Source organism: Koromonas soli, assembly GCF_059726265.1.
The window spans coordinates 4,411,296-4,426,938 of the sequence record NZ_AP040872.1 but is presented as its reverse complement, the minus strand read 5'-3'; the positions used below and the strand labels follow the sequence as shown (position 1 = coordinate 4,426,938).

At 54.4% G+C, this 15,643-nt stretch carries 12 protein-coding genes; 1 reads left to right on the top strand and 11 read right to left on the bottom strand.

Features of this window, described 5'->3' with window-relative positions:
- Positions 1 to 50: 50 nt before the first annotated feature.
- The 11 genes from AC6IY8_RS19340 to AC6IY8_RS19290 form a co-directional block, all read right to left on the bottom strand.
- Positions 51 to 566, bottom strand: a complete 516-nt coding sequence (locus AC6IY8_RS19340; protein WP_497776488.1) for a hypothetical protein — start codon at positions 564 to 566, stop codon at positions 51 to 53.
- A gap of 356 nt (positions 567 to 922) precedes the next feature.
- A complete protein-coding gene (locus AC6IY8_RS19335) occupies positions 923 to 1,675 on the bottom strand; it encodes an AAA family ATPase (protein WP_497776487.1) in 753 nt (250 codons plus the stop codon).
- 171 nt (positions 1,676 to 1,846) lie between these two features.
- On the bottom strand, positions 1,847 to 2,095 hold the full coding sequence (locus AC6IY8_RS19330; RefSeq protein WP_497776486.1) for a tyrosine-type recombinase/integrase: 249 nt from the start codon (positions 2,093 to 2,095) through the stop codon (positions 1,847 to 1,849).
- 5 nt (positions 2,096 to 2,100) lie between these two features.
- A complete protein-coding gene (locus AC6IY8_RS19325; protein WP_497776485.1) occupies positions 2,101 to 2,376 on the bottom strand; it encodes a tyrosine-type recombinase/integrase in 276 nt (91 codons plus the stop codon).
- Positions 2,377 to 2,432: 56 nt separating this feature from the next.
- The gene (locus AC6IY8_RS19320; protein ID WP_497776483.1) at positions 2,433 to 2,843 is read right to left on the bottom strand and encodes a phage integrase central domain-containing protein; all 411 of its coding nucleotides are present in this window, start codon (positions 2,841 to 2,843) and stop codon (positions 2,433 to 2,435) included.
- A gap of 14 nt (positions 2,844 to 2,857) precedes the next feature.
- Positions 2,858 to 3,025, bottom strand: coding sequence for an Arm DNA-binding domain-containing protein (locus tag AC6IY8_RS19315; RefSeq protein ID WP_497776481.1), 168 nt, complete (start codon positions 3,023 to 3,025; stop codon positions 2,858 to 2,860).
- Positions 3,026 to 3,390: 365 nt separating this feature from the next.
- Complete coding sequence (locus AC6IY8_RS19310; RefSeq protein WP_497776480.1) at positions 3,391 to 3,999, bottom strand: hypothetical protein; 609 nt, start codon at positions 3,997 to 3,999, stop codon at positions 3,391 to 3,393.
- An 894-nt stretch (positions 4,000 to 4,893) separates the two neighbouring features.
- A complete protein-coding gene (locus tag AC6IY8_RS19305; RefSeq protein WP_497776479.1) occupies positions 4,894 to 5,388 on the bottom strand; it encodes a hypothetical protein in 495 nt (164 codons plus the stop codon).
- Positions 5,385 to 9,872 carry an RHS repeat-associated core domain-containing protein gene (locus AC6IY8_RS19300; protein WP_497776478.1) on the bottom strand — a complete coding sequence of 1,496 codons (4,488 nt, stop codon included), beginning with the start codon at positions 9,870 to 9,872 and terminating at the stop codon, positions 5,385 to 5,387. Before AC6IY8_RS19300 ends, AC6IY8_RS19305 begins: the two co-directional genes overlap by 4 nt.
- A 20-nt stretch (positions 9,873 to 9,892) precedes the next feature.
- Positions 9,893 to 11,052 (bottom strand): IS3 family transposase gene (locus AC6IY8_RS19295; protein ID WP_497776476.1). Its coding sequence is split into 2 segments (ribosomal slippage): positions 9,893 to 10,800 and positions 10,800 to 11,052, totalling 1,161 coding nucleotides; the frame shifts between segments, so codons are not numbered across the junction.
- Between the two features lie 72 nt (positions 11,053 to 11,124).
- Positions 11,125 to 12,450, bottom strand: a complete 1,326-nt coding sequence (locus tag AC6IY8_RS19290; protein WP_497776474.1) for a hypothetical protein — start codon at positions 12,448 to 12,450, stop codon at positions 11,125 to 11,127.
- A 1,553-nt stretch (positions 12,451 to 14,003) separates the two neighbouring features.
- Here AC6IY8_RS19290 and AC6IY8_RS19285 point away from each other — a divergent pair.
- The gene (locus AC6IY8_RS19285; RefSeq protein WP_497776473.1) at positions 14,004 to 15,323 is read left to right on the top strand and encodes an RES family NAD+ phosphorylase; all 1,320 of its coding nucleotides are present in this window, start codon (positions 14,004 to 14,006) and stop codon (positions 15,321 to 15,323) included.
- Positions 15,324 to 15,643 lie beyond the last annotated feature (320 nt).

Sequence of the window (15,643 nt, the reverse complement as noted above, 5' to 3'; positions counted from 1 at the left end):
CGGTCGAAGCGAAGACGGCTAGGCAAAACACGGACGAATGACAGCATCCTTTAATGCAGCCCGAGTTCCTCTTTTTCGGGAGCGCTGAGGAGAGCAGACAGAGCACCCAGCTCAACACTCGCTGCTCCCCTCCGAACCCTTTGTGCAAGATCGAACGCGCCACGGCCGAAGAGCGTAGCGCCAAATTCGGGCAGCTTCGGAAGTGACTGTCCGACTTTGCCGATTATGCCCGTTGTTGCAGCAACTAACGGCTTACCGCCGGACACTTGGGCAATTGCCGCCCCCGCGGACGCTGCGGACACAATCTCCCAGAAAATACGAATCGGGCGGGTGCCCACGTCCGTACTGATGGGTGAAAACAACCGGGACGCATCCGAGAGTGCCTTGCGTACTTCCAATGCGTCGCGCAACGTGGTGCTTCTGCGCAGGCTATCCAACAAGTCCCAAACCTTTCGGCGAGCGTCGGACCACTCTTCGCGCAGATCCCGAATCACGGTCGGTATCGCGTCACGCCGTGCGCAACGGGTGAGCACAATTCCAAGCACAGGCGTTAAAAGAAGACCCAAACCGTCCTGCTCAACCTGACGCGCGTAGCTCTGCCAATCCGCGTCGAGGTGTCGGAAGAGTCCTTCCGGGGATAGCTGGGCTGCAATCGCTTCCTGACGGTTGGTCGCTAGCCTTGATCGGAAACGCCTCGGCGGCAGACTTGTGTGTAGACGTGCCTTTGCTCCCGAGGCGTTTTCGATAAGGAGACGAGAAGGAAGCCGCTGGCGCGGTGGACGCGGTGGGCTATCGGAGGCTATGGGGTTTGAATCGGTTTGGAGCTGGCATGATCGTCAGTTGATTCGGCATCGAGGCCTGTAAACTGGCTGGAATCGGCATTCGGCGGACTGATGTGCGTTGATGAGTGGCGATCGGATGTTCATGGCGACGTGTCTCTGTGGTCGCCATGGCCGAGCAGGAGCTGGATCGTGCGCAGGTCCGTTCCAGCTTCCAGCAGATGCGTGGCCCAGCTGTGACGCAGGGTGTGCGGCGTTACCCGTTTGCGGATGCCTGCTTTCACGGCGGTTTGAACAAGCTGATCAGTTTCGACTTTGTTGTTGGCGGACTTGACTATCTCGATCAGCCGCTGCTCGTCCTCATCACCAGAGGTGAGAGCCTGAACCAATCTAGCCAGCCTGCTCATACGCCCCGGACGGAGTCCGGTGCGCGGATCTCGCAATGCTTCAAGGTATACGGAACGCAAGCCTTCGAACGTCTCGGGAGGGATGGCTTCACCCTGCATTTCACCTCCCCACGCCCTGAACCGAAACCGGCGCTTCTGTCCTTGCATAACCACGTCGCCACGGACATGAATAACGGCAACGTCTCCGCCCAGAGACGGAGCAAGACAAGCGCTAAATCCGCCGCGCTCCTCTTCAGAAAGATTTCGTAATGTAGCTGTAATTAGGCAGCAGGACGCTCGTTGTCCCGATGCATCATGAAAAAGGTCGTCCTCAGATAGATAGATCTCCCGTCTGTCTGCTCCGAGACCAAGTACTATGCGAATGGCATCGAGGAGTGCCGTCTTGCCGGTATTATTCTCGCCCAGCACGACATTCAAGCCGGGCTGAAAAGCAACTGTCACGTTTTGCAGGCATCTGAAGTTCTGTATTGCGAGACTCGCAAGATACATGCGGTGTTCTCCTTGGCATTGCGAACGACCGATCTCTCAGAAACAGCTATAGCAATGTTCCTGAATTTAACTCCTGAAAGTGCAATCAGCAATACCGTCGAACTCTGCCGGTAACCAGACTGTTCACGCGCTGCATTGAATTCCTGGGCAGTTCAGAGGAATGCGAAACGTTCAGTAATCGGGGTCTTTGTGTTTCGCGAGTCGCATCAGCATATCGAGGTAGTCGGACCAGTCCTGCATCATCTTCGTGCGCGGCTCCAGATACTTCGAGTGGTCATACGCTGCACTCGTCCTATTCTTGCTCCTCTTAAGGTGTGCGAGCTGGACCTCGATGTGGGCCTCGTCGTACCCCAGCTCGTGCAGGACAGTGGACGCAACCCCTCGGAATCCGTGGCCGGTCATAATACCCTTGTAACCCATTCGCCTCAAGGCTCCCAAGATTGCACCAGTGGACTACACTCCTCTGGATGCCAGTCGCTCGGTAGCAGCCATCTTTCATTCTTGGTCAGATCCTTCAGCTTCCGCATCTCGGCCACTACCTGACGCGACAATGGGATGATGTGAGGCGTAGGCATCTTCATCCTCTCAGCCGGTATCACCCACCTAGCATTGTCGAGGTCAATCTCACTCCAAGGTGCCTGCACCAGCTCACTTGTTCGAGTGAACGTCCGGGCCATGATTCGCATAGCCGACTTTGTCACTTCGCGTCCGGTGTAGTGCTCGATGTCGTGTAGCAGCTTCGGTATCTTGGAATCTTCTACGCGAGCATGATTCTTCGTGACAACTTTGCGTAGGAAGTCTCCCGGGCGGATGTCGGCAGCTGGGTTGCGTCGGACATCATGGTCCGAAGTGCCTTACGGGCCAGTTCATTTGCGCCTCGGTCGTCAATCGCGGAAACGACAGCGGCGATCTCCGGGGCCTGAATGTCAGCAATCGGACGTGACCCGAGCTTCGGCAGCACATCGGCCTCCAGGCGGCCCTCCACCTGCGCCACGTAGTCGGGGTCCAATCCTTCCCGCCAAACCTTTAGCCACTCGATCTGCACCTGACCGAATGTAGCTGTGACATGCCTGAGGGGTCCGTCTGACGCTCTGGTGGTTGGACTGCCCCCGGCACGCACAATCTGCATTCGCCGTTGATGCTCTTCCCGGGCCTGACTCAACGACATTGCGGGGTACTCGCCTATCGACACCACGGTCTCGTGGTCTCTGCGATAAACACTCCACGCCAGTACTTCCTTCCAGCTGGTGTGACATTCGGATGGAGCCCGTGTCCATCGGTCATTTTGTACGGCTTCGCCTTCGCCACCGCCTTCTTCACGCGAAGATCGTTAAGTCTGTTGAAGGCCATTCTCGCCCCCCAGTCCCAGTACACCGGGTTTTGTAGTTCTGGTATATACCCGGTGGAGCCTTGGATTCAACTGCTCTGGACTGGACAAGGCTGGACAGCCTCTTTTGTTAAGTTATTGATTTTATTAGGAATTTGGACGGCTATGGACAGGTCTGGACATAAAATGGCTCCTCAGGTAGGACTCGAACCTACAACCCTTCGGTTAACAGGGGCGGCTTCCACTCTGGAGTAGCCAAGGAATCAAAGACTTGTGCGAAGCGCAACGTTGTAATTGGAGTTCGTTCGGCGCGCAATGGGCTCCGAAATGGGCCCCGGTTTTTCACTCAACATTGCAAAGAGCCGCGGAGGAGATCCAGCGATGCCATTCAACGCACATTCAATATCTTGCTAAACGGTCGCACTGCAGCCTTTAGGAGATGGAGCGCGTTATCACGAACCGAGCGTTCCACCGAGACCCCAAGAAGTTCGAGCAAATTGATCACCGCGTCGCATTCTTGGTGGGCCGCGCGCTCCCAACGTCCAACCCGATAGTAGTACGCAAACTTCCTGACGATTCGAATATGCTGAGGATTACAAATCCACGCTCCTCGTACAAGGGCTTGGATGGTACATCTGCCGCCGAGTCTAGCTGCCACTGTGCGGTGCATTCCATCTGTCACGAAAAAGTATCTTGGTAATCCAGAGAATTCGACAGCATTGACTCTAATCGGCCCGTCTTCAATGCCTTGGGTCAGTCGGTCCTGTGCTGCAATGAGGCGTTCTGAGCTCCATGCCTCAGCGAGCACAAACCTTGGGTCTATGGTCTCGATTCGCTCGAATTGTTTCGAACCTGTACTAGCAGTGGCAAGTACGGCGTCAAGAAGATCTAAAGTGTAAGATCCGCACATCGCCTTCCAGCCACGCAGTGTTGGGAAGTCGACTAATCCGTCGTCAAGAGCCTTAAGGCTCTCACGTGCATTGACCTTATAATCCATGATTCCTTAAGCGAGAATACGCGCCGCCTTGATGCCCTCTACTTCCGTGTCAAAAACATAGTGCAGGCTTTCAGTAACTTAGACGTCCTCGGTGGCCGTATAGCGTCCCCTAAGCTACAGAAGATCAAGATCCAACGTACCCTTCAACGTCCTTCTTCTAAAAGGTTTCGAATTCGGTAATTCAGAAATCGGTATTTGGAATGTTCGCAGCGCACCCAACCGTGGCCTAAAGAAAACACGTTCCATCGCACTCCCAATCACGGCATTTGCACTACTTCCAATAGTCGGTGCTCCTCTGCTAAAACCGGGCTGGATCATGATTGCATCCTGTGCCTCCGGGAGTAAGGGCTACGAAATAGTCCGAGGTATAAGCTAGTCGCCCCGCCAATTTGCTCATTGCTCGATAGCTGGCCATTCCTCCATTGCCTTCATCCGCCGACCAACTTGAGCCGTTCTTGCGTAGTCGATACGCATTTCGAATGGCTGTAAACCCGTCTGTCCAATCTGGCCGCTCTGCTGCGCCAGCAGTTGTTCGTCTACCGCGACTTATTCGACTGGATCGATCAGCCTTTTCAGCCACCTCCGCTGCTCGCGCCCGCCGCACGGCAGATGCCACTCCCTTAGTCAAGCAACTTGGACAGCAGAACCGCCAACCTGCCCCAGAAGCCTGAAAATGCCGCGACATTCCTCGCCCCCGCACCTCAAATCCGGCTAATTTGGACAGCAGTGAGCCCAATTAATGAAATTGCACGCAAATCCCGTGGCTCGGCGAAAATCCGCATGCCCCGTCGGGTCCTGCCCGTTGATCGGCTCATTGCCGACGTAAGCATATAGATTCAGCGATTCACTCCGGGAGGGCTGGACATTAGACTCTAAATGCCTTCAGGGCGCATTCTACTTGCCGGAAACGATCGCAGTACTCGCCCTCTTTCGTAACCTGAGATACACGACAAGTATCAGCATTCCAACAACGAAGCCTGCCACAGCAATTGAAATGAACAGAGCATAAGGAAACTTGACGAAGTTGAAATCAGCAAAGTACCAGCGCCCGTTCACCCGATTAAATTCCAGCGTGGCGTGTCGCGTGAGGTTGGAATCCTCACGGCTCCACTCGACGGTTGCCGGAAGCGAAGCGCGGTCTGCTCCTTTTAGGGAGAGTTCGCTCACGTCATACCTGATCGAAAAAGTCTTAAATGGTTCTCTCAGCCGCTTGATCTGGGCATCAGGATTGGGACTACCTGGACTGAGCATCGGAGCTGGAGACTTGCCCTTTTGCACCGTCTCTTGGAATGACTGAATCAAGTCCTTAATTTCACCCTGGCTGTTTTGGGCGAAAGAAAGAGACGCAACGAATATCACAGTTACAGCAATCGCAAGTATTTTCTTCATTGTTGAGTTCCCGATACAGAGGCATTCACATTCTTGTAAGAGATTGAAAAATTTCCACCCACGATCGCGGTCAGTCCAAACGTTAACGATTTGTTGCCTTCTCCCCAGGTTGCTTTTGCCTGTCCGCCAACGCCGACAAGGTTCATGCCACCCGTTATTTGAAAAGATCCAAAATTCAGCGTTCCCTGGGCGTGGAACACGGTGGCTTCACCACTCGCCCCCACACCAGACGTACTCGCTTGAGCTGATCCCGACGCCGTAAAGGACTGAACAGCAACTTGACCATTCACAGGAAGCGGCTTACCCGTGACATCGAGTCCCGTCGTGATAGTGGCGTTTAGACCATGAACATTGGCGCTGGCATTGCCGCCTTTGTTATCAACCGAACCCTTGACCTCACCGCCCACCACGCTCACTTTTGTAGTTGTTCCGCTCTTGACATCAACGTTTGTGGTTTTTGCAAGACTACCTGATGCAGAGCCTTGAACTGAGTTATGCTGTTGCGCCGCTGGCGGAGGGGGAGGCGGAGGCGGTGGTCCCACCATTTTGTTTATGGCCCAATTAACGAAATTGCACATAATTCCCTTGGCTCCGCAATAATCTGCGTGTCCCGTTGGATCCTGCCCGTTGATCGGATCATTGCCAACGTAAGCATAGAGATTCAGCGATTGCGGGTTCTCCAATATGGAATACGGCACACCTGTGGGGGAAGCCGACCAATCCGGACTCATCCAGCGTCCCCACTGCGAACTGAAGTACCGCGCTCCGAAATCATCCAGATTGGATTCGGTATCGCGCTGCTTGCCGCTAAAGAAGTTCGGAGTTGGATCGCATGCAGGCGAGCCCGAAGGGGCCGACTTCGTCTGCTCGTCGCCAAACGGTAGACTGCTGATCGTTTGGCAAAGAACTCCGTTGGCAGTACTACGCGCCCGCTCGGTGCCAAGCCAGTCGGCATGGGTGAAGAATACCCCGTTATTTGTGAGCGTGGCAATGTGGTGGCTGCCTAGAGCGATCTCGCTCCTCACCCAGGAACTCCCCCTGAGTTCATCCAGCACATCTCCCGAAGCGGTAACTACGTAAACCGTCCCATCCGACTTACCCACCCGGCGGCCTTCGGCGTCGTAGATGTATTGAATGCCGCTGTCAACCTGCACGATCCGGTTCTCGGCATCGAAGGTGTAATTGTGACTGCTATCAAAAACCACGTTGCCGCCAATATCGTGCTGCATGGTCGAGCTCCCGCGATTGGTATTCACGTCGATTGGCACGATCGCAGAATATCCGTTCCCGGCTGTGACGTTCTGGTGCCATCGGTTACCATAGCGGTCGTAGTCCCATGCATAACCATTCACGGTCTGGCCATTCTGATCCACTTGATTCGCCGTGATAAGGCGGTTGAAATCGTCAAACTTGTAATTCCAGTTTCCGTTTGCTGTGTCTGCGACGCTAGTAATCTGACCGTTGTCGGCATGCCCCAGACCAAAGCTGTAGATTGTCTGAGAGCTAACAACCGGATCGGCGCCACTAGTCAAGAAAGTATCGCTTGGCGTTGCCGTGAACGATACAGGGAAATCGCCCGGCTTTGAGGTCGTTATGGCCGTCCGGACTTCGAGGCCATTTTCTGAGATCCCGGATGTAGTCGCAACAAGAGTGATGTTCGTTGATCCCTGTGGTGGGCTAACGGCTGTCACTCCCAGCCCTCCGGAATTGATTGCGGAAACAAGTCTCTGCGCAATAGTCTGTGCCGTATCCGCTTGGCCATAGGCAACCGATACCGAATTGCTATTTACGGTCACGGTCGCTTGCCCTTGATCGTACTCCGTGCTCAATCCCGTATCGTTTCCTCCCGACAATGCCGTGGCTGAGGCGGTGAAGTCGTTCGGGTAGTTGCCGGTACCTGAGACAACAATGGAACCATTTGTCGAAATGCCGGTGGCTTTTGTAGTCATAGTCAGCGTGCTACCAGCAAGTGTCGCCGAGACTGTTGAGCCCGCGCCGTTGAGGGCAGTCAGCAAATTCGCGGCAACCGAGCTTGCTGAATCGTTTTGTCCATAGTTGGCTGTGGCCACGAATCCGCCTGGCACCGTGACGCTGATTGATCCGGTATCCCAGACTTGGTTAATCCCTCCAGCCATTGTGGTTGCGGGAGCCGTGAACGAAGGTGAGCTAAAGTGTGCGGAATCAAAAGATGAGCTGTACAACACTGGGTAACCGTTCACCGAGGTTCCCGGAGCGCACGCAGTAAAAACGATTGAAGAACCGGAAGGCGTACCACTCGCCGGGGCGCCGCCGGCACAACTAAAGTTACCTGCAAGAGCCGACGCCAACGCCGAAGCTGTGGTGCCCTGACCGTATGGCACCGAGCGGGCAAATCCGTTGACGGATGCGGTGATTGAGCCTGTGTCGTACACCGTCGTGTAAGTTGCATCTGCTCCGCCCGTGAGTGACGATCCGGTGCTTGCTGAAAAGCTTACCGTGTGACTGGTGACACTGACGGACGTGGAATAATTCGTTGCAGATCCAGTCTGTTTAGATGTGATCGTAATAGTCGATCCGCTGGATGTGGCGGTTACTGGCGAACCCGAAACTGACAATGCCGCCGCCAGGTTAGTGGCTATTGAGGCCGAAGTACTCCCTGAACCAAAAGCGGTAGAACCCACAAATCCATTCACCGTCACAGCCACGGTGCCGCTATCCCACGCCGTGCTACATACCAGGTCATAAACTGGTCTACCGACCCAGTGACAGTTGTAGTCGTACTGCACTTCGGTTCCGCTGATCGTCGCCGTACCTATTCCCGGCTTAGCACTTACATTAACGACCTGAGTGGATTGCTCCACTCCAGTGATTGCAAGGATTGCGGTGGCACTTTGACCTGGCACATTGTGCTCCGAGCCAGAGACGGCGATAGAACCAGCCGCCGGTGTTGCAGAGCTGGTTTGCACCTGCCTTGACGATTCCGTCCCTCCAATCGAGATTGTGGCAGAGGCAGCTTGTGCTGCAGCAGTAACTTCTTGCCCGCTGACTTGCATACCCGTTAGCCACCGTGGCGAATAACTATAGTCCTCCGTGGTGGCGTTTCCGAATACTGCGGTACTCCACCCCCCGTTTGGCGCGTAGGTGGCATCGCTGAGTATATATTGGGGGTGGCTCGAATCTGGGAGCCACATCGGCGACACCTTCTTGATTCGCCCGGCTCCGTTATAGTCGATGGAATAGCCATTCTGAGCGGAGGAGATCAGCGTGGAATTTCCTCCGCCGTCGTAGAAATACTCCACGTCCTGATAATTTCCGCCGCTGCCCGTAACGCACTGATAGTGACTCCCAACGTGGCCAACCGTATCGTAGGAATAGATCGACTTCGTCAGTGTTGTGCCATTTAAGATTGTGGATTCGGAGGTAAGACGATCCGCCGGATTTTCAATTCCCTTTCCATCGACGGACGACTCGCCGTAGTTGTAGTTGGCGATTGGCATGGCATTCACAACCGCGCTCGCACCCGCTGTTCCGGAGTATGATTTCTGCGTCAAATGATGATCGGCATCATATTGATAGGATGTGGTCACCGTGTCAGTGCTAGGCTGCCTGCTGTTCGGTGCAGGCATCGTCTTCGACTGAACCGTGCCGTCGCTGTAATAGGTGTAATGAATATGGCCCGACTCTGGGTTGGTTGAATCCGTAACTTGACCGAGTGAATCATAGGAAATAGAGCGCGTTTGCACTCCCTGCGTCACATGGGAGAGCCCGAAGATGCCCTGCGTGTACTGGGTAACAAATCCATTTCCGGCAATCTCCATCCCGCAGTCAGAGGCGGTATCGCCAGCCTGCTGCGGTGGCGTTGCGGAGGTGATAACCTCGCAAACTCGTATCAGCCTGCCCAGCCCGTCTACTCTGGTCAACTTCTGAGGCGTAGTCGTCCCGTTGCTTTCACTCGTCGACAGAACCGTCGCTCCAGCATATTGCGTTGTCGCAAACGTCTGGTCAGGGTGTTTCACCTTTGTTGTACGTCCGAGACCGTCGTACTCGTAGGTCGTTACGCCGTAGGTCGGATCTGACGTGCTTCTGTAGGAAGTTGACTCAGACTGCTTTCTATCCAACGGGTCATACAAAGTGTCGACGAAGGTGTCGCCTTCCGGGTCGCCGTGGCGTGTTCGAACCACTTTTCCCAGCCCATCGTATGTCGCGGTGTCCGTGAGAGAAATGCTGCCATTCAAGAGCTCTGTGGTCTGAATATTATTAGAGTCAAGATAACTGTAAGCAGTGGAACTCGCGAGATTATGGCTTCCCCCAGGATGAGTTATGGACGTAAGTCGATTTGACGAATCATATCCATACGTGGTGACCTGATTGTTCGCGTCTGTCCTGCTTGTCTTCAATCCTGAATTGAGATCGTACGTGTACTGGGTGAGGTGGTTCATCGGGTCGGTAGCCGACGTCAAGTAGGCTCCGTCATAGCTTCCACTGTAGCCGTGACCTGCCCCCATTCTCCGCACGATCTTACAACTTAACTTACCGCCGTCGTAGCGGTGGGAAAGTGGGAAACGTGCTGTCCGTTTTCCAAGCGGGCGCAGCCCGCATCTTTTCCACGGCTACCTGCTGTTGCCGCAAACTCCATAGGCGTTTTGTAGCCTAGTGAGCTATGCGGGCGCTGCTCGTTGTAGTCCTTCTTCCAGTTGGCGATCTTCCGCCGTGCGTCAAACAAGTTCTCGAACCAACTGACTCGCAAACACTCTTCACGCAGACGACCGTTGAAGCTCTCACAGCGTCCATTCTGCATTGGCTTGCCGGGCTGGATGTGTACCAACTCGATCTTCCGTTCAAGACACCAGGCGAGAAAGTGTCGACTGGTCAGCTCCGGTCCGTTGTCGCAACGAATCGATTGAGGCAAGCCGCGCCTCTGGAGGATGTCGTCCAACACGCGGGTCACGCGCCGGCTCGCAAAGCTCGTATCGACTTCCAGTGCCAGACATTCGCGCGTGTAGCCATCGACGATGCTCAGCACCCTGATCGTGCGGCCAGCCGCGACCGCGTCGTGCACAAAATCCAGCGCCCACTCCTGGTTCGCTGCCGTGCACTGAAGCAATGGACGCGATATGCGCGTGCAGTGTTTACGCTTCTTTCTCCGCAAGCACAACCCAGCCTCGCGATACACCCGATGCACTCTCTTATGGTTCACCGTTTCACCGGTGCGACTCAGCAGCACGTGCAGCCGACGATAACCAAAGCGAGGCTTCTCCCGCGCCAGCTCGACCAGTTGCGTTCGCAACGACTCATCTGAGCGTCGCGTTTGGTAGCGGAAACTCGATACTGCCACGCGCAACAAGGCGCACGCTCGGCGCTGACTGAAGGCATACTCCTGCCGGACTTGCTCGACAGCCGCCTTCATGGCTACGAGCTCCATCCGTTTTTTCGGATCACCGACTGCAACGCTTCCTTGTCCAGGCTGAGATCGGCGACCAGTTTCCGCAGCTTCGTGTTCTCGTCGCGCAAATGCTTGGCTTCCTGCGCTTCGCTCACATCCATGCCGCCGTACTTCGCTTTCCAGGCATAGATCGTGTGCTTCGAAACGCCGACTTCTCTGGCTACGTCCTCCGCCTTGCGTCCGGCCTCTAGCTGCTTCAGCGCCCCGATCATCTGCGCTTCCGTGTGCTTGCCCCTCGACATAAATCCGCCCTTTCCCGGATCAACTCAGAATCCGAAATCATACTCGGTTGTGTGCGGATTTAGGGGAGCAGGTCAGCCGAAAGTGGTCTTATGACCGAGCGGATCGGTAATTGACGCGACCTCGCCCGTGTCTGTGTAAGTCTTGTTGGTGGTAACGTAAGCCCCGCTTGTGTCCCAGTACCGCTTTATGCTGGTCAGGTTTCCACTCTTTCCGTTAAGAACTGGCGTGGTTCCTATCCAGCCACCCGTGGTTGAGATTGCGGCATTTCCGGAGACAAGAGCCGCCTCATCATATCCGTAATTCGTCGTGCTAACTTTTCCGGTTACGCCATCGATTACAGATGTGCTCGTCTTGAGATTGAGAAGATTGTTCGTCAATGTTGTTGCATCAGAAAGAGCAAGATAGTTCGAATTGATCGTCCTCAGAGTAGGGCCAGGAGAACCCATCCCGTAGTCTGAATCGGTCTGCTGGGATATCAGCCCAAAAGGAATCGTCGCGGTCGCCCCGCCATTGTATGAGGCAGCAGAAAAACCTCCGCCTGAATCGTACGAATAATTGTTTTGCCTCGTCGCCCCATTTGACCAAATCGTAGTCCTGCTAGTCGGAAGTACACCCATGGCGTGCGTAATTGCATCGGGAAAATCCTGGAAATCAGCTTGTGCCGAGTAGTTCGTCTTATCGGTGCGCAGGAGAGTGCCTGATGCATCGTAGTAGTCCGCCTGGGTTTCGTAAAGAGAACACGCATCTAATAGGCCTGTGAAGGCATGGGATACATGTGCCCCTGTGGGGTCGTAGACGTTGTTTGTCCAATTTGGAGAACCTGTCTGCGTGCTTTGCGGTGCTCCAGCATAACTCCACGTGTTCTGAGTCACGCCGTCGGGGGAAACAGAACGCCCAACAAGTGCCATAAGATACTGCTTCGGATATGCATTCAATATGTAAGACGGAAGGAACTTCCCACAGTACTTGTATCCGGAGTTGTCCCATACATAGGAGAGCGTGCCTCCAGTCGGCAGTGTCACTTTTGTCAACTCGCCAAAGTTCGCCGCAGAACCGTCCAGTGGAGTGTACTGAAATGTCCACGCTTCTTTCTGGCCATTCGCATCCGGCGCAGGCAGAACTACACTTTGCAACATCCCGACATCGCGAATATCTTGCTGATTTCCCACAGGATTCGTTGTAAACGGCAGACTAAAGCCGGATGCAACGTGGACGTTTGCGACGCACATTTTGATCGTGACCGGACCTTCATAACCTGGGATTGTCCAACCATAGCTGGCTGCGGTGGGAAGTGAACCAATGCATCCACTCGCATCCACGTCGGAAGCGGAAAATGGATCAGTACCGAACAGCTGCGCGGGGTTTCGGCCTGGAGGCGCAGGAATGTTTCGGCCCAATGTATCCACCCAGCCGGTAAACCTTCCCAGGGAATCATACTGTAGCGTGATGGCATTGCCGCTGGTGTCGTATACCCCTCTCAGTGATCCATTGTAGAATCCGTACTGAATCCCGTCCGCGTCGTACAGTTTTCCCCATGTTTCGTCGTATTTCCATCCTGTTCCATCCGTTGACCGGTAAATCCCGCCCCCCCACGTTGGCCATTTCGTGCGTCGCGCCGTCCGCGGTTGTCACCGTCCAGTAATATCCATCCGTTGTGGTCCCGCTATTTCCTCCCTGCGTGATTACGTGAACCACCTTTTGCACACTGACGTCGAGATTGCTCGCTACGGTAACACCCCCATAGAAATCACCGTGGAATGTATACCAGCAAGGCTGATTCGGAACGTCACATTCCTTGCCAACTTCGTAGGTAGGGGTCGAATAACGGAGAGTGAAATCCAATTTTAGATTGCCGCGCTGCTTGAAGGACCAAAGCGGAATATGTACTTGCAGTTGATTGTTAATAAGACTCACCGTGTCGACCCCCGAGGCCGACACAGGGGTGAATGGACTTGGCGCACCATTGTTTGGATCGGACTGCGCGCTGAGAATTGCAGGGCAGAGAAGCAACAGTATGAACACCGAGAAAGAGGACAGACGATGGAAGACTGACGATCCAAACGGTAAACCTGTGGCAACACTTCTGGCGTACCAAGAAAACATGGTGCTTCTCCGTCGAAATATTGGGTATTTTGCCGAGAGTATCCGTCAGTACGCCACGAGTGGTGACTGGAGTGCGAACGCTTCTCGTGCAAATGCGATCACTGATTGGCTCCGGAGATCGAGCATCTTGCACCGGCGTTCAAGCGCAATTCAGAATCATTTGGGGGAGGCTAAGAATTAACAGAGTTTCTCAATGCGGAGCAAGCAAATTCGTAATGCGCCTTGTTACTTTTTAGCAGCGCACATGGCCGTTAGGTATCTTGACTGGCGTCGCTACTGGCACTGCCTGATCGCCCCATTGGAATCTCTGATCGAGCGGTCCGGGCTCTAGCAATGGCTCTGGCTGTCGTGCGGGTTCCGGCGGGCGTTCCCTGCGTATGCTTCGGAGGTCCTCGGAGTCGTCGGGAATGGAGATCCGCATTACGCCTCCCTATTAATGTTCAATCCGGCTTAATGATGTTCTATTTGGGCACAGAGAGTGTTGGTGAGGATGAGTTTCGCGCGCGGATACTTGTCATGCGGCTGCGAGAATGCAAGGAACGTCAGCAGCTATTTCAGAATTTCGGCGCCGTGCATAAGACCGATGACTTTGGTAGCAGCCGACGAAATTCGTACGGAACTCTCGTCTAACTCGTACTTCGCGCGCTTACCAGATCAGTTTCAGAAGACGCTCATTAAAGGGGATAGGACGAGCATCCTAACCGAGGACCAAATTCTAGACCGAATGGGAATACTCGATCAGAACGGGCGCGCCTATCTCCGGTTTATTTCGTCTCATGCCGATGTCTCCCCGCTATCGTATCGCCGCATTGGAGTCAGCAATCGAGGTAGAGGAGAAGAGAACGATGTGGATAAGGGATATATGGCTACTGCGGTCGATCTCGCCCGCGACTTCATACTCTGGGCCGACGCCGACCTGCAGGGTCTGCTTCGGGAGGATTTGGCTGCCAGCTCTCAAAAGCCGCGACGTGCTGCACGTGACGAGCGCTTCGAGCACGCCCTTGAGTACGTGCTCCAGGGGCAGGGAGGCAATATTCAAGAGCTCATCGCCGACGACGATTCAGGAGCACCGCTTCTTTGTTCTGATTGCTTTCTTGACGAAGGCTTGCGCTTGAGTTCCGCGCGCATCGGGCAAAAGGATATGTCCAAGTGCCCGAACTGTGGCTCCCAAGATGGCATGAAGCTGAGTAGGAAGTCTGCTGCAATGCTAACTCAACAGTTTTTTGTGTGGGGAACCATACAGAGATTGAAATACGGGGGTTCTCCGGTAGTGCAGTTCAATAAGCGCCGGCCAACATCGATCAATGTGGCGCCCTGGCTCGAACCGGATCTTCGACTTATTGAGAGAACTCTTCAAGTCGGGTTCTTCCACTACGGCCCACGACTTTGGATGGTAGGAGAGGTAGAGCCCCTGAAGGCGCTGCAAGAACTCAACACGAGGGCGGGTGTAATATCACGTATCCTCAACGAATATCCGGGGCGAATTCTAGATACTGACGAATGCTTCTACCGGCTGCGAAAAGCTCCAGCGCATCCAAGCGACTTCCACGAGTACGACCCTCCCCCGGAGGAAAAGTTGGGGGAGGGTCGGTTTGACACGGCCGAACTCCCCATTCTTTACGGCTCTCAGGACCTCGAAGTATGCTTGCACGAATGTCGTGTTGCCGCTGAGGACGAGCTCTATATTGCAACACTCAAGCCACGAAGAAGGCTCAGACTGCTCAACTTGGCTGAAGCACTTTGGGAAGAACATGTCACTGAATTTGAGAGCCTGGACATGGCGCTGCACATGCTATTCCTCGCGGGTCGCCACTCATACGAGATAAGCCGGGAGATCGCCAGTGCGGCGCAGAAGCGTGGATTCGATGGGCTCGTATACCCTTCATACTTCACTTTACTCCGTACTGGTGCAACGCCGTTCGAGACAACATTTGGCATCTCGCATCGTAGACTCCCGGGAATCCGTGAACACGCTCGCAAGAACACAATCTCAAATCTTGCCCTCTTCGGCAGACCCGTTGCCGACGGTTCGGTTGCAGTACAGTGCATCAATAGAGTGACCCTCAACAAGGTCGAGTATAGGCTCCACTTCGGTCCGCTACTTGTTGACAGAGCCAGCTCCGATGCACCAGCCTCCGTGAAGAGTAACCAGCCCCGAGATCTATGAGAATCAACATCGAAGAGAACCGTGGGCGTCACCTGGGGGCCGTTTACCTCGCTACGTCACCTCGCGGACGATTCGTGCACAACAAACCGCTGCGCTTCGAATGGTGGAGCCAAGATCAGCGACACCGATAGTCGGCGAAGATTGTTCGCGTGGTATAAAGCAAGGGACCCGATTCAGAACATCTCCGCCTCGCGTGTATCGCTGCGAATTACAGAATGATTCTTTCAACCTGACATTTAATGTTCTCAGCGAGGATTTGAGGGTAGGTTCAAAGATGCGGCATGGATAGAAACTGACGAATTCACGGCAGCTACTCAAGT

Bases quoted from the DNA above. Each gene is read 5' to 3' on its own strand.
- AC6IY8_RS19335 (WP_497776487.1), bottom strand. From the start codon at position 1,675: ATGTATCTTGCGAGTCTCGCAATACAGAACTTCAGATGCCTGCAAAAC.
- AC6IY8_RS19330 (WP_497776486.1), bottom strand. From the start codon at position 2,095: ATGGGTTACAAGGGTATTATGACCGGCCACGGATTCCGAGGGGTTGCG.
- AC6IY8_RS19320 (WP_497776483.1), bottom strand. From the start codon at position 2,843: ATGTCGTTGAGTCAGGCCCGGGAAGAGCATCAACGGCGAATGCAGATT.
- AC6IY8_RS19315 (WP_497776481.1), bottom strand. From the start codon at position 3,025: ATGGCCTTCAACAGACTTAACGATCTTCGCGTGAAGAAGGCGGTGGCG.
- AC6IY8_RS19310 (WP_497776480.1), bottom strand. From the start codon at position 3,999: ATGGATTATAAGGTCAATGCACGTGAGAGCCTTAAGGCTCTTGACGAC.
- AC6IY8_RS19305 (WP_497776479.1), bottom strand. From the start codon at position 5,388: ATGAAGAAAATACTTGCGATTGCTGTAACTGTGATATTCGTTGCGTCT.
- AC6IY8_RS19300 (WP_497776478.1), bottom strand. From the start codon at position 9,872: ATGGGGGCAGGTCACGGCTACAGTGGAAGCTATGACGGAGCCTACTTG.